The sequence below is a fragment of the Streptomyces sp. R-74717 genome (assembly GCF_047305335.1).
Classification (GTDB): domain Bacteria; phylum Actinomycetota; class Actinomycetes; order Streptomycetales; family Streptomycetaceae; genus Streptomyces; species Streptomyces atratus.
On sequence record NZ_CP102361.1, the window covers coordinates 4489325 to 4508640 of the forward strand.

A 19316-nucleotide genomic window follows, 5' to 3' on the forward strand; every position below is an offset into this window, starting at 1 on the left:
GGCCGAAGCGCGTGACCGGACCCCTCATCGTCCAGAGCGACAAGACACTGCTCCTGGAAGTCGACCACGATCAGGCCGACGCCTGCCGTCGGGCGATCGCGCCCTTCGCCGAGCTGGAGCGGGCGCCCGAGCACATCCACACCTACCGGCTGACCCCGCTCGGGCTGTGGAACGCGCGCGCCGCCGGGCACGACGCCGAGCAGGTCGTCGACGCGCTCGTGCAGTACTCGCGCTATCCCGTTCCGCACGCGCTGCTCGTCGACATCGCCGAGACGATGGCCAGGTACGGCCGCCTCACCCTCTCCAAGCACCCGGTCCACGGTCTGGTACTGACCTCCACCGACCGGCCCGTGCTGGAGGAGATCCTCCGGTCGAAGAAGGTCCAGCCACTGGTCGGGGCACGGATCGACCCGGACACCGTGGCCGTGCACCCCTCGGAGCGCGGGCAGATCAAGCAGACGCTGCTGAAACTGGGCTGGCCGGCCGAGGACCTCGCGGGTTACGTGGACGGCGAGGCGCACCCCATCGAGCTCGCGGAGGACGGCTGGGCGCTGCGGCCGTACCAGAAGCAGGCCGTCGAGGGGTTCTGGCACGGCGGCTCGGGTGTCGTCGTGCTGCCCTGCGGTGCGGGGAAGACGCTGGTCGGGGCTGGTGCGATGGCCCAGGCCAAGGCGACCACGCTGATCCTGGTGACGAACACCGTCTCGGCCCGGCAGTGGAAGCACGAGCTGGTGAAGCGGACCTCGCTGACCGAGGACGAGATCGGCGAGTACAGCGGTACGCGCAAGGAGATCCGGCCGGTCACCATCGCCACCTACCAGGTGCTGACGACCCGCCGCAAGGGCATCTATCCGCACCTGGAGCTGTTCGACTCCCGCGACTGGGGTCTGGTGATCTACGACGAGGTGCATCTGCTGCCCGCGCCCGTCTTCAAGTTCACCGCCGACCTGCAGGCCCGGCGCCGCCTCGGCCTCACCGCGACGCTGGTGCGTGAGGACGGCCGCGAGTCGGACGTCTTCTCGCTGATCGGGCCCAAGCGGTTCGACGCCCCGTGGAAGGAGATCGAGGCGCAGGGCTACATCGCGCCCGCCGACTGTGTCGAGGTGCGGGTCAATCTGACGGACTCGGAGCGGCTCGCGTACGCGACCGCGGAAACCGAGGAGAAGTACCGGTTCTGCGCGACGACCGCGACGAAGCGGAGGGTGACGGAGGCGCTGGTACGCAAGCACCGGGGCGAGCAGACCCTTGTCATCGGGCAGTACATCGACCAGCTCGACGAGCTGGGTGAGCATCTGAACGCCCCGGTGATCAAGGGCGAGACGAGCAACGCCCAGCGCGAGAAGCTCTTCGACGCGTTCCGGGAGGGCGAACTCAGCGTCCTCGTGGTGTCGAAGGTCGCGAACTTCTCCATCGACCTGCCGGAGGCGACCGTCGCCATTCAGGTGTCGGGTACGTTCGGCTCGCGGCAGGAGGAGGCGCAGCGGCTCGGCCGGGTGCTGCGGCCGAAGGCCGACGGGCACGAGGCGCGGTTCTACTCGGTGGTCGCCCGCGACACGATCGACCAGGACTTCGCGGCGCACCGCCAGCGGTTCCTGGCCGAGCAGGGGTACGCGTACCGGATCGTGGACGCGGACGAGCTGCTGTCCGACAACTGAGGCCGGTGACCGACCCGCGTACGCCGGTCAGTCGCTGAAGATCATCAGCGGCAGCAGGTCCGCCGCGATCACCGCGTGCGGCAGCAGCGCGAAGGCCGCGGCCCGTCGGCGGGCCGCGGTCCAGCGCGAGCGCCATGGCAGAACCCACGTGACGAACAGGCCCAAAGGCGTCACGTACAAAATCGCCCGGGCAGCGGTCCACATGATGTTCCGGGTGGCCCTGGCGCCCCAGGAGCAGGCCCCCTGCGCGTCACAACTGCCGGGCCCCATGAGAGCGAAGAGGACGATCATCAGGGCGGCGTAGGAGAGGATCACCGCGGCCACGGTGACGATGGCGGGGGCGATCCAGCCGTCGAGGCGCAGGGGGTCCGCGGGTTCGGGCGGCGCAGGCCGCGGTGTCTCGCGTCGCAGGGTCGTCACGGGTTCAGCCGCCGAGGGTCAGGAGCAGGACCAGACCGCCCACCGCCGTCAGACCGGGGAGCACCGCGACGGCGGCCGCCCAGCGGCGGGCGGTGGCCCAGCGGGGACGCCACGGCAGCACCCAGGCGGCGATCAGGGCGAGGGGCGTGATGAACGGGGTCGCGTACAGCCCGTAGGCCATGAGGCTCAGCGGAACCGTGATGTCCGACGAGCAGTTGTCGGGGCCGCAGCTGTCGGTGGCCATCACCGCGAAGCCGATGGCGAACATGGCGATGCAGGTCAAAAGGCCGGAAAGAGCCGTGGCAACGGTGGGGGCAACCCAGGCGTCCGGGCTGTGCGCAGCGGCCACGGGACCGGTGGCAACGGGACCGGCGGGGGCGGGACGCATCACGTGGGCGTGGCTGTTCTCCATGCCGCTACCCAATCGCGGGGCAGGGCCGGGACACCTCCGGTCGGATACTCACACCGGGGAGGTTGCGCGTACTCAGTGCTCGCGGCGGTGAACGCCTCGGTGGACGCCTCGGTGGACGCCCGCCTCTTCCGCGTACTCGCCGAGGACGAGCACGCCGAACGCGGCGCGGGCATAGACCTTGACGGCACGCAGGGCGTCGCCGACGTGATGGGTGTACGGGTGACCGGTGGCCGCGGTCGCGCCGTGCGCGGGGCCGGTCCTGCGGGCGTTGAAAGAGACGGTGCTCATGTACTCCATGGTCCTGCGCCCGGCCCGTGAAGGCATCGCCCCGCGGACGGAACCCTGAAGCGGTGCGCGTAGGTCTCCGGTCGCACGGCGTCCCCTACGGGATGGGCCCGGCATCAAAACCGTTCGACCGTGGCGAGGACGGTCGATACAATCGCCGGTCTGCCCGCCTCCCGCACCGTGGTACCGGCCATCGCCGGCAGCCGGGGGAGCGCCGCCGACCGGACGGAAACCGGCCGACAGCTGTACGTACGCCTGCGTGCGTACCCCGTGATCGATCCCCCGAGCGGACCGCGTCACCCCCGAGCCGTAACCGGGGGCGAGGTGCGGTCCGCCGTCCTGCGTTGAAAAGCCGGAGGCAACACCGTGCCCGCGCACGAACACGAAAGCGACACCACCACCGATCCCCTGGCTAGTGAACGCGCCCATCTCGCCGCGTCCCGCTCCGCGTTGCGCGCCATGCGCGAGGACGCCCAGGCCCTCGACATCCGCGATGTCACCGCGAACTGGGTCAACGCGGCCGTCCTGCAGGCCCAGATCGACGAGCGCATCAAGTCCCTCGCCGATCTCGCCCACACCCCGCTCTTCTTCGGCCGCCTGGACTATCTGCACCGGGTCGGTGCCGAACAGGCGGAGGGTGCCGAGGGAGAGCAGTTCTACATCGGGCGCCGCCACGTCCATGACGCCGACGGCGACCCGATGGTCATCGACTGGCGTGCCCCCGTCTCGCAGCCGTTCTACCGGGCCTCCAAGAAGGATCCCCAGGATGTCGGCCAGCGCCGCCGCTTCGGCTACACCGGCGGTGAGCTGACGGCGTACGAGGACGAGCACCTCAGCGACCCCACCGAGGCCGCGCAGACCAGCAAGCTCCTCCAGGCGGAGATCGAGCGGCCGCGTGTCGGTCCGATGCGTGACATCGTCGCGACGATCCAGCCGGAGCAGGACGAGATCGTCCGTAGCGGTCTCGGCGGGACGGTCTGCGTGCAGGGAGGGCCCGGCACCGGTAAGACGGCCGTCGGCCTGCACCGTGTCGCGTACCTCCTCTACGCCCACCGGGAGCGCCTGGCCCGTACCGGCACGCTGGTCATCGGGCCGAACCGTTCCTTCCTCCACTACATCGAGCAGGTGCTCCCGGCCCTCGGTGAGCTGGAGGTGAAGCAGGCGACCGTCGACGATCTGGTGACGGCGGACATCGAGGTGCGCGGCACGGACTCGGCGGCAGCCGCCGTCGTCAAGGGCGACGCCAGGATGGCGGAGGTGCTGCGGCGGGCGATCCGTTCCCATGTGACGCTGCCGACGGAGCCGGTGATGGTGGTGCGCGGTTCGCGCCGCTGGCGGGTGCCGGCGTACGAGCTGGAGGAGATCGTCACCGAACTGCTGGCCCGCGACATGCGGTACGGGGCCGCCCATGAGGCGCTTCCGCAGCGCATCGCGCACTCCGTCCTGGTCCGGATGGAGGAGGCCGGCGAGGCGCCCGACGACCGGGTGCAGAACGCGGTGGCCCGTAACCCCGCCGTGAAGGCGGCCGTGAAGGCGATCTGGCCGGCCGTCGAACCGGCCAAGCTGGTGCTGCGGCTGCTCGTCGACGCGGAGTTCCTGGCCGCGCACGCGGAGGGGCTGCTCACCGAGGACGAGCAGAAGACGATCCTGTGGACCAGGCCGGTCCGCAGCGTGAGGTCCGCGAAGTGGTCGGCGGCGGACGCGGTGCTGATCGACGAGGCGAACGACCTGGTGGCGCGTACGCACTCGCTCGGCCATGTCGTGCTCGACGAGGCGCAGGACCTGTCCCCCATGCAGTACCGGGCGGTGGGCCGCCGCTGCACGACGGGTTCGGCGACGGTTCTCGGTGACCTCGCGCAGGGCACGACGCCGTGGTCGACGGAGAGCTGGGCGCAGGCGCTGCACCACCTGGGCAAGTCGGAGGCGGTGGTGGAGGAGCTGACGGCGGGCTTCCGTGTGCCGCGCGAGGTCATCGCGTACGCCTCACGGCTGCTGCCGGTGATCTCTCCGGGCCTTGCGGCGGTGGAGTCGGTGCGTGAGTCGCCGGGTTCGCTGGAGGTACGGGAGGTGGGCGATCCGGCGGAGCTGGACGCGGCGGTGCTGGCGGCGTGCGAGGAGTCGTTGAGGCAGGAGGGGTCGATCGGGCTGATCGCGGCCGATGCGCGGATTCCGGCGCTGGCCGATGCGCTGGCCGCGGCGGGCCACGCGTATCTCTCCCCCGGTGAGGAGACGAACGCCGAGTCCCGGCTGACCCTGGTGCCGGCGTCGCTGGCGAAGGGCCTGGAGTACGACTACGTGGTACTGGACGAGCCGGCCGCGGTGGTGGACGGCGAGCCGGACGAGCGCACGGGGCTGCGCCGGCTGTACGTGGCGCTGACGCGTGCGGTGTCGGGGCTGACGGTGGTGCATGCGGCGGGGATGCCGGACGAGCTGTTGTAGGGGGCGGGGGCGCGGGCGGGTGGAGCGCCTGAGGGCAGGAGGTGCGCCTGCGGCGGGCCTGTTCCCCTGCTCCGCGCCTTCCCGAAGCCGGGGATCCGCCCCGGACCCCGCGCCTCGAACGTCGGCGAGGCCGGATTTCGCCGGGCGGAATCGAGCCCGTCCGGCAGCAACCGGCCCGTCCGGCGTCTGAGGACGGAACCGTTCAGCCGGGTGAACCCGAACCCTTGGCCCGGCGGCCGCCTCAGCCCGCCCCCGCTACGCGTCGAGCACCGCCCGCCACTCCCGTACCGCCGCCGCGTCCACCGGACCCGACCAGCCGTGCGGGCGCGCGGCGCCGCCGATGTGTACGGCGTCGATGCCCGCGGACAGCAGCTCCGGCAGGTGCTCCAGGCGGAGCCCGCCGCCCACCAGGATCTGCGGCTCGTAGCCGGGCTCACCCTTGCGCGCCGCCTCGACCAGCAGTGTCGGGATGCCGTCGTCGACGCCCTTGGGCGAACCCGCGGTGAGGTACGTGTCCAGGCCCGGCATGTCCGCCAGCTGCTTGCGCAGGGCGTCCCGGTCGGCGGCCCGGTCGATCGCGCGGTGGAAGGTCCAGGGGCAGCCGTCCAGCTCGGCGACGAGGCGTTCGACGGCGACCAGGTCCGGGTGGCCCTCGGCATCCAGGAAGCCCAGGACGAATTCCTCGGCGCCCTCCGCCCGCAGCTCGTGCGCCCTGGCCACGAGCACATCGATGTCACCGGCCGCGAAGCCGTCCGCCAGCCTGAGCATCACCCGCAGCGGAATGTCCACCGCCGCCCGGATCTCCGCGAAGGTCGCGCAGGACGGGGTCAGACCGTCCGCCGCCATGTCGGTGACCAGCTCGAGCCGGTCTGCACCACCCGCCTGGGCAGCGACCGCGTCCCCCGCGTCGAGAGCGATCACCTCCAGGACTGCACGGTTGCTCATGTGATCCCAATCCTCCAGGAAGCAGCGATGGATATATAGGTCTAGTCCAATGACCAGCCTACGGGGCGGCCGACCGAGGGTGCAGCCTCAATGTGACGTGAAGATACGTGAGGTCGGACGCATATCAGGCGATCGGGCGCGCGCACCCCAAACCCCGACGGTGGATCACCCTTGCGCTTTATAGGGGTGGGGGGTATACCTGAATCAGCAATACATACCCCCTAGGGGTATCAACTGTCTCCGTCAGGGAGGACACCGTGTCCGCGCACACCGCCACAACCGGCACCGGAACAGCCGTCGGCACCACCGCAGAGGTCGAGCTCGCGATCGGCGGCATGACCTGCGCCTCCTGCGCGGCCCGTATCGAGAAGAAGCTCAACCGGATGGACGGCGTCGAGGCCACCGTCAATTACGCCACCGAGAAGGCCAAGGTCAGCTACCGGGGCGAGGACATCTCCGTACAGGACCTGATCGCCACCGTCGAGAAGACCGGCTACACCGCGCACGAGCCCGCTCCCCCGGTGCGTACCGAGGACGACGCCCCCGGGGCCGCAGAGGCCGACGAGCTGCGGCCCCTGCGGCAGCGGCTGCTCACCGCCGTCGTGCTCGCCGTGCCGGTGATCGCCATGTCGATGGTCCCGGCGCTCCAGTTCGACTACTGGCAGTGGCTCTCGCTGACCCTGACGGCCCCCGTCGTCACGTACGCCGCCTGGCCCTTCCACCGCGCCGCCTGGACCAACGCCAAGCACGGCGCGGCAACGATGGACACCCTGATCTCGGTCGGCACCTCGGCCGCGTTCCTGTGGTCGGTGTGGGCGCTGTTCTTCGGTACGGCGGGCATGGTCGGCATGACCCACCCGTTCGAGCTGACCATCGGCCGCAGCGACGGCGCCGGGAACATCTATCTGGAGGCCGCAGCCGGAGTCACTGCCTTCATCCTGGCCGGGCGCTACTTCGAGGCCCGCTCCAAGCGGAAGGCGGGCGCGGCCCTCAAGGCGCTGCTCGAACTCGGGGCCAAGGAGGTGACCGTGCTGCGCGGCGGCCATGAGGTGACCCTGCCGACCACCGACCTCCAGGTCGGGGACCGGTTCCTGGTCCGCCCCGGCGAGAAGATCGCCACCGACGGCACCGTCGTGGAAGGCGCATCGGCCGTGGACGCGTCGATGCTCACCGGCGAATCCGTGCCCGTGGAGGTCGGCGTCGGCGACCCGGTCACCGGGGCCACGCTCAACGCGGGCGGCCGGCTCGTCGTCGAGGCCACCCGCATCGGCGCCGACACCCAGTTGGCCCGGATGGCGAAGCTCGTCGAGGACGCGCAGAACGGCAAGGCCGCGGCCCAGCGTCTCGCCGACCGGATCTCCGCCGTCTTCGTCCCCGTCGTCATCGCCCTCGCGCTCGGCACGCTCGGTTTCTGGCTCGGCAACGGCGCCGGCCTGACCGCGGCGTTCACCGCCGCCGTCGCCGTACTGATCATCGCCTGCCCCTGCGCCCTGGGCCTCGCCACCCCCACAGCCCTCATGGTCGGTACGGGGCGCGGCGCCCAGCTCGGCATCCTGATCAAGGGCCCCGAGGTCCTGGAGACCACGCGCCGCGTAGACACGATCGTCCTCGACAAGACCGGCACGGTCACCACCGGCCGGATGACCCTGCTGGACGTGCACACGGCGGACGGTACGGACGAGAGCGATGTGCTGCGGATCGCGGGCGCCCTGGAGCACTCCTCCGAGCACCCCATAGCCCAGGCCGTCGCCGCCGGAGCCGCCGAGCGCACCGGTGCCGCCCTGCCCACCCCCGAGGACTTCGCCAACGTCGCGGGCCTCGGTGTACAGGGCGTCGTCGAGGGCCACGCCGTCCTCGTCGGCCGTGAGCAGCTGCTCGCCGAGTGGGAGATCCACCTGCCGGTGGAGCTGGCCCGGCAGAAGGCCGCGGCGGAGGCCGCCGGACGGACGGCCATCGCGGTCGCCTGGGACGGCGAGGCACGGGCGGTCCTCGAAATCGCCGACGCGGTGAAGGACACCAGCGCCGAGGCCGTCGAGCGGCTGCGTGCCCTCGGTCTGACCCCGATCCTGCTCACCGGCGACAACCGGGCGGTGGCCGAGGCGGTCGCGGCCGAGGTCGGGATCGAGAAGGTGTACGCGGAGGTCATGCCGGAGGACAAGGTCGACGTCGTCAAGGGCCTTCAGGCCGAGGGCCGTTCGGTCGCCATGGTCGGTGACGGTGTCAACGACGCGGCCGCCCTCGCCCAGGCCGACCTGGGCCTGGCGATGGGTACGGGCACGGACGCCGCGATCGAGGCCGGTGACCTGACGCTGGTACGCGGGGACCTGCGGGCCGCGGCGGACGCCATCCGGCTCTCCCGCAAGACGCTGGGCACCATCCGTACGAACCTGTTCTGGGCCTTCGCCTACAACGTGGCCGCCCTGCCGCTCGCCGCGGCCGGGCTGCTCAACCCGATGATCGCGGGCGCGGCGATGGCGTTCTCGTCGGTCTTCGTGGTCGGCAACTCGCTGCGGCTGCGGGGGTTCAGGGCGGGGGCGTAGCGGGTGCGGGGGCGCCTCGTTCCCCTGCCCGCCCCTTCCCGAACTGGGGCGGACAGGGGAACGGGCCCGCCGCAGACGCACCCCTCGCACCCACACGACCCGGCGCGGGCGCGGGGTCCCTGCTGGCATCATGGGATTCGTCATGGTCGCGTGCAGCCCGCCGTGGTGGGCGAGTTGGGGGAATCGTGGATGCTCTGACGGTCGCTAGCGAGATCGCGCCGTACGTCACAGCGGCGGTCGGCGCCTACGGCACTGCTGTACTGACCCGCGCCACCGACGCGAGCGCGGACGCCACGGTCAGCCTGGGCCGGCGCATCCTCCAACGTATCCGGGGGAACCAGCAGGACTCCGCCGAACTGGACCGAGCGGTGGCGGAGGCGGCGGAAGCCCCCGAGGACGAGGACTTCCAGGCCATGCTCCGCGTCCAGATCAAGAGGGCGCTGCTCGCCGACGCCGAGCTCACGGCGGACATCGCGCGCCTGCTCTCCCAGTCCTCGGTGTCCCTCACGGCCTCGGGCGACGGCTCGGTCGCCGTCCAGCACAACTCCGGGGTCATCAGCACCGGAAGCAACGCCCAGATCCAGCGGTGAGCGCCGTGATCCCCGTCCAGCCGCCCGACGGCCCCGGACAGATCGGTTCCCCGCGCTGGGAGGCGTCCGGCGAGCGTGCCGTCGCCGTGGACGCGAACGCGGGGATCATCAGCACAGGCCCCGGGGCCACCATCTACACGGCCCCCGCCGTCCAACTCCCCCCGGCCCAGACCGTCGCGGGACCCCGTGGTCAGCGCAACCACAACCTGCCGCGCCCTCCCAGCGCCCTGTTCGTCGGCCGCGACGACGATGTCATCAGGCTCGGTACGGCCCTGGCGGCGGAGAGCGAGCCGGTCACGCGGATCCTGGTCGGCCTCGGTGGCGTCGGCAAGACGAGCCTCACGTTGCAGTACGCCCACCGGTACAGGGCCGAGTACACGACGGTGTGGTGGATCACCGCCGACAATCCGGACGCCATCACGGCCGGGCTTGCGGCGCTCACCAGCCGCCTGCTGCCCGACCTCGCGACCCCGGCCACCACCAACGCGCTGGCCGAATGGGCGATCACCTGGTTCCAGACGCATCCGGGCTGGCTCGTGGTGTTCGACAACGCGGACGACCCGAGCCACCTCGCGCCGGTCATCAGCCAACTCGACACCGGCCGCCATCTGATCACCAGCCGCCGCACGGCGGGCTGGCACCACCTGGCCGCGCCGCTCCGCCTCGATGTGCTCAGCCCGAGCGACGCCGCCGAGCTACTGACTCGCACGGCCGGCCGCAACGCCGTGAGCGAGAAGCCGGCCGTGGCCGAACTGGCAATGGAACTCGGCCACTTGCCACTCGCACTGGAGCAGGCCGGCGCATATATCCACAACCACGCCATCACCTTCACCGCGTATCTGGAACGAGTGCGGCGCTACCCGGCCCGCATGTTCGCCACGGCCTACGCGGGCAGCACCGACCGGCGCACCATCGCTCGCGTCTGGCGCGTGACGCTCAGCGTCATCGCCGACCGGGACCCGCTCGCCGTGGAGATCCTTCGCACCCTGGCCTGGTTCGCTCCGGACCGACTGCCGCAGGACCTCATCACGAGAATCGACGACGATCTCCTGGCGGTGGACGACGCGCTGGCGCTCCTGGCCGGCTACAGCATGATCACCCTGACACCACCCAACCTGCGCGTCCACCGCCTGGTCCAGGCGGTGGCCCGCACGGCGGACCCCGCCGACCCACTGCGTACTGAGGAGGCGATCTTGGTGGCAAGAGACCGGGCGGCAAGGATCCTGCTGGACAGCCTGCCGGGCGGGGGGACCGAGGGGGAATCCGGCGGCGCGTCCATCGCTGTCCCCCAGTGGGCCGACTGGCGAAGCCTTCGCCCGCACATCGAAGCCTTCATCGAGCTGGTGCCGCACGACGAGGACACCACCGACATCGCCGTCGTCCTCCACGAGACGTCCCGCTTCCTGCTGGACCAGGGCCACGTCCCCCAGGCCGCCCGCTACAGCGAACGAGCCCTCGCCGCCCGCGAGCGCGTACTGGGCAGCGACGACCCCGACACCCTCTCCACCCGCAACCAGCTGGGGAACATCTACCGCGCCGCCGGAGATCTCGGCCAGGCGATCCCCCTGTACGAACGGACCGTCGCCGACCGCGAGCGCGTACTCGGCGACGACCACCCGGACACCCTCTCCACCCGCAACTACCTCGCCAACGCGTACCGAGACTCGGGCCGCGTCGACCGGTCGATACCGCTGTACGAACGCACCCTGGCCGATCGGGAACGGGTCCTCGGCCGGGACCACCCGGAGACCTTGATCTCCCGCAACAATCTCGCGAGCGGCTACCGCGACGCGGGCGATCTCGGACGCGCGATCCCCCTCTTCGAAGCCACGCGCACCGACGCCGAGCGAGTACTGAGCCAGGACCACCCCCGCACGCTCCTCTTCCGGAACAATCTCGCCACCGCCTACGAGGCGGCCGGCGATCTGACCCGCGCCCTCCCCCTGTACGAACGCACCCTCGCCGACCGGGAAAACCTTCTCGGCGCCACCCACCCCGACACCCTCACCACACGCAACAATCTGGCGGGCGCCCTGCAGGACACCGGTGACCTGCCCCGCGCCATCGAACTGTACGAGCGCACGCTGGCCGACTCGGAGCGGGTGCTCGGCCACGAACACCCCCGCACGCTCCTCGTCCGCAGCAATCTGGCCGACGCGCTGTCGCAGGCAGGCGACCGCGAGGAGGCCAGGTCCCTGTGGGAGTCGGTCCTCAACGACTCCGAGCGCCTGCTGGGTGCCGACCATCCCGACACCCTCCTCGTCCGCAGCAATCTGGCCGGCGCCCTGTTCGACGCGGGTGACCCGGCGCGGGCGACCGCGCTGTGGGAGTCGGTCGTCGCCGATTCGGAGCGCGTCCTCGGCGACGACCACCCGGACACACTTCTCGCGCGGGGCAATCTCGCCCGCGCCGGCCGCTCGGTCGAGCTGTCGGAGCGCGCGCTCGCCGACTGCGTACGCGTCCTCGGCGACGACCACCCCCGGACCATCACCGCCCGCCGCGATCTGGCGCTCGCCCACGACGCGGCGGGCGACCTGCTGCGCGCGATCGCGGTGTGCGAGCGCGCGCTCCACGACTCCGTGCGGGCGCTGGGCGCGGACCATGCGCGATCACGTGCCGTACGGGCCGGCCTGGCGCGCCTGCGCCGTGGGTTGATCGTGATGGTGCCCCCGCTCGACGGGGCCACGTCCAGGCGGGTTCTCCTGAACGGCGGCTGACGGACTCCACGCGCGCCGAACATCACGTCCCACGCTCCTTCACCGCCTGGGATCACCGGCCCCTTGGAGGTCTAGGGTCGTCCCATGACCGACAGCTCGCACGGAAGCAGCGCCCACGAGGCAGGCAGTGCCGACGCCTCTCTCCGTGACCGCTGGCAGGAGGCACTCGTCGGCGCCCGGGGCGGCGCGCCGGCACCCGATCCGCAGCCGTACGCCGACAACCTCCTGGCACGCTGGGCCGAGCCCCAGCGGCAGTACCACACCACCGCGCACCTGGTCGCGGTGCTCGACCGCATCGACACGCTCGCCAGGTACGCGGCCGATGCGGATGCCGTGCGCCTCGCCGCCTGGTTCCACGATGCGGTCTACCGGCCCGACCGGTCCGAGAACGAGGAACGCAGCGCCGCCCTCGCCGAACGTGCCCTGCCGGAGGCCGGCGTGCCGGACGACGTCACGGCCGAGGTCGCCCGTCTCGTACGTCTCACCGTCGCCCATGACCCGGTGGCCGGTGACGCCAACGGCGAGGTGCTGTGCGACGCGGATCTGGCCATCCTGGCGGCGGCCCCGAAAGAGTACGCGGCCTACGCGGCGCAGGTGCGCGAGGAGTACGGCTTCGTGCCCGACGACGCGTTCCGGGAGGGGCGGGCGACGGTGCTGCGTCAGCTGCTCGGACTGCCGCGACTGTTCCGTACGCCGCACGGGGTGGCCCGGTGGGAACCGCGGGCCCGGCAGAACCTACTGACCGAGCTGGAGCTGCTCAGCCGCTGAGAGTGCGGTGGGGCGGTGGCCGGAAGCCGGCGGCGGGAAGGCAGCGGGAGAGCACTGGGAATGTAACGCCCGTGGTCGCTGTTGGCAGCTGTCATGCCCGACTCTGCCGCTCGCCGCTCACGCATGCCCCTCGCCGTGTACATTTTGGGCCTCTCGGTCTTTGCCTTGGGCACGAGCGAGTTCATGCTCTCCGGGCTGTTGCCGCCCATCGCCGACGACATGAACGTGTCCATCCCCCGCGCCGGACTTCTCATATCCGCCTTCGCGATCGGCATGGTGATCGGCGCCCCGCTGCTTGCCGTGGCCACGCTCCGGCTGCCGCGCCGCACCACACTGATCGCCCTGATCTCCGTCTTCGGCCTCGGTCAGGTCGCGGGTGCGCTGGCCCCGACGTACGAGGTGCTCTTCGCGTCCCGTGTCGTGAGCGCCTTCGCCTGCGCCGGATTCTGGGCGGTGGGAGCGGCGGTCGCCATCGCGATGGTGCCGGTGAACGCGCGGGCCCGCGCGATGGCCGTGATGATCGGCGGTCTGTCGATCGCCAATGTGCTCGGCGTGCCCCTGGGAGCCTTTCTCGGTGAGGACCTCGGCTGGCGGTCGGCGTTCTGGGCGGTGGGTGCGGCGTCCGCCGTGGCACTGGTCGGAGTGACGACGTTGATTCCGCGCATTCCGCTGCCGGAGCAGAAGCCGCGGCTCAAGCAGGAGATGAGCATCTACCGGGACCGGCAGGTGTGGCTGTCGATCGTGATCACGGCGCTCGCGGCGGGCGGTGTCTTCTGCGCGTTCAGCTATCTGGCCCCGCTGCTGACGGATGTCGCCGGGCTGGACTCCGGCTGGGTGCCGACGGTGCTCGCGCTGTTCGGGATCGGTGCGCTGGTCGGTACGACGATCGGCGGCCGGGTCGCGGACGCGCATCTCTTCGGGGTGCTGATGAGCGGTATCGCGGCCTCGACGGTCTTCCTCGTCGCGCTGGCGCTGTTCGCGTCGAACCAGGTCGCCGCGGTCGGGCTCTCGTTCCTGCTGGGCCTGTCGGCGTTCTACACGGCCCCGGCACTGAACGCCCGGATGTTCAATGTCGCGGGCGCCGCTCCGACGCTGGCCGGTGCGACGACGACGGCCGCGTTCAACCTGGGCAACACGGGCGGCCCCTGGCTGGGCGGCACGGTGATCGACGCGGACTTCGGTTTCGCCGCGACCGCGTGGGCGGGGGCGGCGATGACGGTGCTGGCGCTGGTGGCCGTGGTGTTCTCACTGCGGCTGCAGGGCGGGGGCAGGTCGCGCCGGGTGGCCGGGGCGCCGGCTGCTGCGTCGTCGGGGGCGTCCGCGAAGGCAGCGGAGGCGGGTGTCTCCGCCGCCTGACTGATCAGGCGGGTGCCTGTGTCGTCCGACTCATGCGGGCGGGTGCCCCCGTCGCCCGACTGATCCGGGCCCGGCTGCCGTCCAACTCGTCCAGGCCGTGGCTGCCGACGTGCGCGGCCCTTCAGCTCCCGGGTGCCGGACGCCCCTTGGGCCGCCGCAGACCGGCCTCCGTGATCCGGCGGACGAGCTCCTTCGAGCCGATCTCCTTCGCCCCGGCCCGTACCGCGTCCTCGTACCGCGATTCCGGTACGTCGTAGTGGTCGCGCTCGAACGCGCGGGCCGGGCAGCCGATGGATGCCGCGAAGGCGTGCAGCTCCTCGAAGGACACATCGCTGACCAGGTGCGACCAGAACCGCCCGTGTCCCGGCCAGTCCGGCGGGTCGATGTAGACGGTCACCGCCGCAGTATCCCGCTCAGCGAACCGACCGGTGCGACGGCCACGGCGGCCTTGGTGCACACCCAGTGCGGGTCCGGGCCCAGCTCCGGTTCGACGTCCAGGGCGTGCGGGTCGCCCGCGTCGCAGACCGGGCAGAGCGGCCACCGCCCGTACTGTTCGAGCAAGGCGTCCTGCACGTCCTGAGCGACGAGGCCGACGACGAACGAGGCACCGTCGGGCCACTGTTCGACCCACCACCGGCGGTGGGTCACCGCGTCCTCGACCAGCGAGACGATCCCGGCCTCGGCGACGTCACCTGCGGCGAGATCGGCCATGACCAGCGCACGGGCCGTGTGCAACGCCTGTTCCAGGGGGTTCATCTCCATGGGCCCATTGTCGCCCGCCCACGAACCCGCCTCTCCCGCCCGCCCCCACCATTTCCGCGCTGACGGAGGAGCTGTCAGAGGCAGGGACCAAAGGGGGCTTGACGGGCAACCCGGTTGAAAATATCTTTCAAAGGTGACCAATGACCTGAAGGAAAGTTTCAGCGCTGATTCACCGCCCGCCCCGGCGGCTCTCGCGGCCAAGGTGCGCACGCTCGCGCCGTCCATGACCCGCTCCATGCAGCGCGTCGCCGAGGCCGTCGCCGGTGACCCCGCAGGCTGCGCCGCCCTCACGGTCACCGGTCTCGCCGAGCTCACCGGCACCAGCGAGGCGACCGTGGTCCGCACGGCCCGCCTCCTCGGCTACCCCGGCTATCGCGACCTGCGCCTGGCCCTCGCCGGGCTCGCCGCGCACCAGCAGTCGGGCCGGGCTCCCTCCGTCACCGCCGACATAGCGGTCGACGACCCGATCGCCGATGTGGTCGCCAAGCTGGCCTACGACGAGCAGCAGACCCTCGCCGACACGGCCGCGGGGCTCGACACCGTCCAGCTCGGTGCCGCGGTCGCCGCCGCAGCCACCGCCCGGCGCATCGACATCTACGGTGTGGGCGCCTCGTCCCTCGTCGGCCAGGACCTGGCGCAGAAGCTGGCCCGTATCGGCCTGATCGCGCACTCCCACACGGACCCGCACCTCGCGGTGACCAACGCCGTGCAGCTCCGCTCCGGCGACGTGGCCATCGCGATCACGCACTCCGGCTCCACCGTCGATGTCATCGAGCCGCTGCGGGTCGCCTTCGACCGCGGTGCGACGACGATCGCGATCACCGGCCGCCCCGACGGCCCCGTGACGCAGTACGCCGACCACGTACTGACCACGTCCACCGCCCGGGAGAGCGAGCTGCGGCCCGCCGCCATGTCGAGCCGTACGAGCCAGCTGCTCGTCGTCGACTGCCTGTTCATAGGTGTCGCGCAGCGCACGTACGAAACGGCCGCACCGGCACTCGCCGCCTCCTACGAGGCGCTGGCCCACCGCCACACCCCACGCCCGCGCTGACCCCGACCCGAACCGAACCGGCCCTCACCGCCCGCACCCGCTGAACCGTACGAGATCGAGAAAGCAGAGCCGCTCTCCATGACCTCCACCACCGACGCCGACACCACCACCCCCGACGGATACGGGGAACTGCGAGCCCAGCTCGAAACGCTCACCACCGAGGCGTTCCGGCCCGAGCTCGCCGAGATCGACCGCCTGGACACGCTTGAGATAGCCCGGATCATGAACGGCGAGGACCGGTCCGTCCCGGCCGCCGTCGGTGCCCGGCTGCCCGAGATCGCCGCAGCGATCGACGGCACCGCGGAGCGCATGGCCCGCGGCGGCCGGCTGATCTACGCGGGCGCGGGCACCGCCGGCCGGCTCGGCGTGCTGGACGCCAGCGAGTGCCCGCCCACCTTCAACACCGACCCCTCCGAGGTCATCGGCCTGATCGCGGGCGGCCCGTCCGCCATGGTGCAGGCCGTCGAAGGCGCCGAGGACAGCAAGGAACTGGCCGCCGCCGACCTCGACGCCCTGGACCTCACCGCCGACGACACCGTGGTCGGCATCTCCGCCTCCGGCCGTACCCCGTACGCGATCGGCGCCGTCGAGCACGCCCGCGGCAAGGGCGCACTGACCATCGGGCTGTCCTGCAACGCGGACTCCGCACTGGGCGCCGCGGCCGAGCACGGCATCGAGATCGTCGTCGGTCCGGAGCTGCTCACCGGCTCCACCCGGCTCAAGGCGGGTACGGCCCAGAAGCTCGTCCTCAACATGCTCTCGACGATCACGATGATCAGGCTCGGCAAGACGTACGGAAACCTCATGGTCGACGTCCGCGCCTCCAACGAGAAGCTGCGCGCCCGCTCCCGCCGCATCGTCTCGCTCGCCACCGGAGCGTCCGACGAGGAGATCGAGGCCGCCCTCGCCGCGACCGACGGCGAGGTGAAGAACGCCATTCTCACCATCCTCGGCCAGGTCGACGGCCCCACCGCCGCCACCCTGCTGACCGCATCCGACGGCCACCTCCGCGCCGCCCTCGCCGCCGCCCCCCGCACCACCTGACCCACCAGTTCCACCCCCGCACCCCCGCACAGCAAGGCACCACGCACCATGGCAACAGAAGACAAGAACCGCGCCACCGCCGCCGCGATCCTTCCGCTCGTCGGTGGCGCCGCGAACGTCAGCTCCATCGCCCACTGCATGACCCGGCTCCGGCTGGGCCTGCACGACCGCTCGCTCGTCGACGACGAAGCCCTGAAGGCGATACCCGCCGTCATGGGCGTGGTCGAGGACGACACGTACCAGATCGTCCTCGGCCCGGGCACCGTCGCCCGGGTCACCCCGGAGTTCGAGCAGCTGGTGGAGGAGGGCAGGGCAGCAGCCCCTGAACCGGCCACAGCCGCAGCCGCCACCGCCCCCACCACCGCCTCCGCGGACGAACTGGCCGCCCAGGGCGCAGCGATGAAGGCAGCGCGGAAGGCGAAGAACGCCACCCCGTTCAAGCTGTTCCTGCGCAGGATCGCGAACATCTTCGTCCCGCTGATCCCGGCACTCATCGGCTGCGGCATCATCGCCGGTCTCAACGGCCTGCTGGTGAACCTGGGCTGGCTCACCTCGGTCACGCCCGCCCTGGCCGCGATGGCGTCCGGTTTCATGGCGCTGATCGCCGTGTTCGTCGGCTTCAACACGGCGAAGGAGTTCGGCGGTACGCCGATCCTGGGCGGTGCGGTCGCCGCGATCATCGTCTTCCCGGGTGTCGCGAACATCGAGGCGTTCGGCCAGCAGCTCTCCCCCGGCCAGGGCGGTGTGCTGGGCGCACTGGGTGCGGCAGTGCTCGCGGTGTATGTGGAGAAGTGGTGCCGCCGCTGGGTGCCCGAGGCGCTGGACGTACTGGTCACCCCGACCCTCACCGTCCTGGTCTCCGGCCTGGTGACGATCTTCGGCCTGATGTACGTGGCCGGTGAGATCTCCACCGCCATCGGTACGTTCGCCGACTGGCTGCTCTCCAACGGCGGCGCGGGCGCGGGCTTCGTGCTCGGCGGTCTCTTCCTGCCCCTGGTGATGCTGGGCCTGCACCAGGCACTCATCCCGATCCACACCACCCTGATCGAGCAGCAGGGCTACACGGTCCTGCTCCCGATCCTCGCGATGGCAGGCGCCGGCCAGGTCGGCGCGGCCGCGGCGGTCTACTTCCGTCTCCCCCGCAACGAGTCGATCCGCCGCACCATCAAGTCCGCACTCCCGGCCGGTCTGCTGGGCGTCGGCGAACCGCTGATCTACGGTGTCAGCCTCCCGCTCGGCCGCCCGTTCATCACGGCGTGCGTGGGCGGTGCGTTCGGTGGCGGCTTCATCGGCCTGTTCAACCAGCTCGGCGACAAGGTCGGCTCCACGGCCATCGGCCCGTCCGGCTGGGCCCTGTTCCCCCTCCTCGACGGCAACCACGGTCTGGGCAGCACGATCGCGATCTACGCGGGCGGCCTGCTGGTCGGCTACCTCGCCGGGTTCCTCGCGACGTACTTCTTCGGCTTCAGCAAGGACCTGCTGACGGAGTTCAACGTCTCCCGGGAACCGGCCGAATCCACGGTCGCGGCAACGGGCGGCCCGGCGTCCCCGACGACGGGCCCCGACAGCCCGGCAAAGGAACCGGCCGGGGTCTGATCCCTGCATACGGATACGAATGAGGGGCGGCACCCAATGGTCGGGTGCCGCCCCTTTACGTGCCTTCTCAGACCGGGAATTCCTCCGTGAGGAGGGTCGTTCCGAAGGGCTCCGGCAGCGTGAGCGGCTTGCCGAACGGCACCGGGTCGGAGCGCTTGTACGTCCCGTCCTCGTTCGGCTCCGTGAACAGCGTGGCCATCGCCCCACGCGTGTCGAACCGGTCGATCAGCAGATACATCGGCACGCCCGCGCGCGCATAGGCCCGGTACTTCTTCGTCCGGTCGTCCCGGGCATTGCCCTTCGACGTGATCTCGACGATGAGCAGGGCTTCCGACGCGTCCACCGGATCATTGGACTCCGGATCAGCAGCGGTGATCAGCGCGGTCGGCATGACCACAAGATGCGGCACGTAGAGCTTGCCGAGCGGGGCTGCGTGGACGCTGAGGACCTGGTAGATCCCCCACTCCTCGGGCAGATCTTCGTAAAGCCTGCGCTGTACGTGACCGGCAATGGCGTGGTGATATGCCTGAAACGGCGGCACCAGAACGATCCGCCCTTCATCGATCTCGGCGCGCCACCCCTCGGGGACGTCCAGTTCACGCCACGTCTGCAGCAGGTAGTCCCACGGACGGCCCTCAGAGGCCTGGGCGTTCTCGACCATCGTGGGTCCCTTCTCGTGTGGCCTGCCGAAGGAGCGTAGATCGACGGTTCTGCGGCGGCCCGCCGATTCCCTCAG

Annotated in this window: 17 protein-coding genes; 10 read left to right on the forward strand and 7 right to left on the reverse strand. The window is 71.2% G+C overall.

Annotation, left to right across the window (positions count from 1 at the left end):
- Nucleotides 1-11 precede the first annotated feature (11 nt).
- Nucleotides 12-1655 (forward strand): DNA repair helicase XPB, encoded by a 1644-nt coding sequence (locus NRF20_RS20350; protein WP_266359157.1) that lies wholly within the window; start codon nt 12-14, stop codon nt 1653-1655.
- 27 nt (nt 1656-1682) lie between these two features.
- On the opposite strand, the gene NRF20_RS20355 is transcribed toward NRF20_RS20350, so the two are convergent.
- The 3 genes from NRF20_RS20355 to NRF20_RS20365 all read right to left on the reverse strand — a co-directional run bounded on the left by NRF20_RS20355 (nt 1683) and on the right by NRF20_RS20365 (nt 2775).
- Entirely contained in the window at nt 1683-2075 is a 393-nt protein-coding gene (locus NRF20_RS20355; RefSeq protein WP_266359159.1) for a hypothetical protein, read from the reverse strand.
- Between the two features lie 4 nt (nt 2076-2079).
- Nucleotides 2080-2487, reverse strand: a complete 408-nt coding sequence (locus NRF20_RS20360; RefSeq protein ID WP_398630147.1) for a hypothetical protein — start codon at nt 2485-2487, stop codon at nt 2080-2082.
- A 72-nt stretch (nt 2488-2559) separates the two neighbouring features.
- Nucleotides 2560-2775 (reverse strand): hypothetical protein, encoded by a 216-nt coding sequence (locus NRF20_RS20365; RefSeq protein WP_398630146.1) that lies wholly within the window; start codon nt 2773-2775, stop codon nt 2560-2562.
- Between the two features lie 363 nt (nt 2776-3138).
- On the opposite strand from NRF20_RS20365, the gene NRF20_RS20370 reads away from it, so the two are divergent.
- Nucleotides 3139-5211, forward strand: a complete 2073-nt coding sequence (locus NRF20_RS20370) for a HelD family protein (RefSeq protein ID WP_398630145.1) — start codon at nt 3139-3141, stop codon at nt 5209-5211.
- Between the two features lie 255 nt (nt 5212-5466).
- Here NRF20_RS20370 and NRF20_RS20375 read toward each other — a convergent pair whose 3' ends face one another.
- Nucleotides 5467-6156, reverse strand: a complete 690-nt coding sequence (locus NRF20_RS20375; RefSeq protein WP_413753020.1) for a copper homeostasis protein CutC — start codon at nt 6154-6156, stop codon at nt 5467-5469.
- Nucleotides 6157-6413: 257 nt separating this feature from the next.
- Between NRF20_RS20375 and NRF20_RS20380 the strand changes: the two genes are divergently transcribed.
- From NRF20_RS20380 to NRF20_RS20400, 5 genes are all read left to right on the forward strand, one after another.
- The gene (locus tag NRF20_RS20380; RefSeq protein ID WP_413753021.1) at nt 6414-8696 is read left to right on the forward strand and encodes a heavy metal translocating P-type ATPase; all 2283 of its coding nucleotides are present in this window, start codon (nt 6414-6416) and stop codon (nt 8694-8696) included.
- A gap of 185 nt (nt 8697-8881) precedes the next feature.
- The gene (locus tag NRF20_RS20385; RefSeq protein WP_398630142.1) at nt 8882-9286 is read left to right on the forward strand and encodes a hypothetical protein; all 405 of its coding nucleotides are present in this window, start codon (nt 8882-8884) and stop codon (nt 9284-9286) included.
- Complete coding sequence (gene fxsT, locus NRF20_RS20390; protein WP_413753022.1) at nt 9283-12003, forward strand: FxSxx-COOH system tetratricopeptide repeat protein; 2721 nt, start codon at nt 9283-9285, stop codon at nt 12001-12003. The genes NRF20_RS20385 and fxsT overlap by 4 nt, the downstream gene beginning before the upstream one ends.
- 84 nt (nt 12004-12087) lie before the next feature.
- On the forward strand, nt 12088-12771 hold the full coding sequence (locus NRF20_RS20395) for a hypothetical protein (RefSeq protein ID WP_398630140.1): 684 nt from the start codon (nt 12088-12090) through the stop codon (nt 12769-12771).
- 123 nt (nt 12772-12894) lie between these two features.
- Entirely contained in the window at nt 12895-14127 is a 1233-nt protein-coding gene (locus tag NRF20_RS20400; protein ID WP_398630139.1) for a Cmx/CmrA family chloramphenicol efflux MFS transporter, read from the forward strand.
- Nucleotides 14128-14248: 121 nt separating this feature from the next.
- Here NRF20_RS20400 and NRF20_RS20405 read toward each other — a convergent pair whose 3' ends face one another.
- Nucleotides 14249-14524, reverse strand: a complete 276-nt coding sequence (locus tag NRF20_RS20405) for a DUF4031 domain-containing protein (protein WP_398630138.1) — start codon at nt 14522-14524, stop codon at nt 14249-14251.
- Nucleotides 14521-14889, reverse strand: coding sequence for a hypothetical protein (locus NRF20_RS20410; RefSeq protein WP_413753023.1), 369 nt, complete (start codon nt 14887-14889; stop codon nt 14521-14523). Before NRF20_RS20410 ends, NRF20_RS20405 begins: the two co-directional genes overlap by 4 nt.
- Before the next feature lie 133 nt (nt 14890-15022).
- On the opposite strand from NRF20_RS20410, the gene NRF20_RS20415 reads away from it, so the two are divergent.
- The 3 genes from NRF20_RS20415 (at nt 15023) to NRF20_RS20425 (ending at nt 18580) form a co-directional block, all read left to right on the forward strand.
- A complete protein-coding gene (locus NRF20_RS20415; protein ID WP_114245853.1) occupies nt 15023-15940 on the forward strand; it encodes a MurR/RpiR family transcriptional regulator in 918 nt (305 codons plus the stop codon).
- A 78-nt stretch (nt 15941-16018) separates the two neighbouring features.
- On the forward strand, nt 16019-16984 hold the full coding sequence (gene murQ, locus NRF20_RS20420; protein ID WP_413753024.1) for an N-acetylmuramic acid 6-phosphate etherase: 966 nt from the start codon (nt 16019-16021) through the stop codon (nt 16982-16984).
- A gap of 48 nt (nt 16985-17032) precedes the next feature.
- Entirely contained in the window at nt 17033-18580 is a 1548-nt protein-coding gene (locus tag NRF20_RS20425) for a PTS transporter subunit EIIC (RefSeq protein ID WP_413753025.1), read from the forward strand.
- A 67-nt stretch (nt 18581-18647) separates the two neighbouring features.
- Here NRF20_RS20425 and NRF20_RS20430 read toward each other — a convergent pair whose 3' ends face one another.
- A complete protein-coding gene (locus NRF20_RS20430) occupies nt 18648-19241 on the reverse strand; it encodes a Uma2 family endonuclease (protein ID WP_413753026.1) in 594 nt (197 codons plus the stop codon).
- Nucleotides 19242-19316 lie beyond the last annotated feature (75 nt).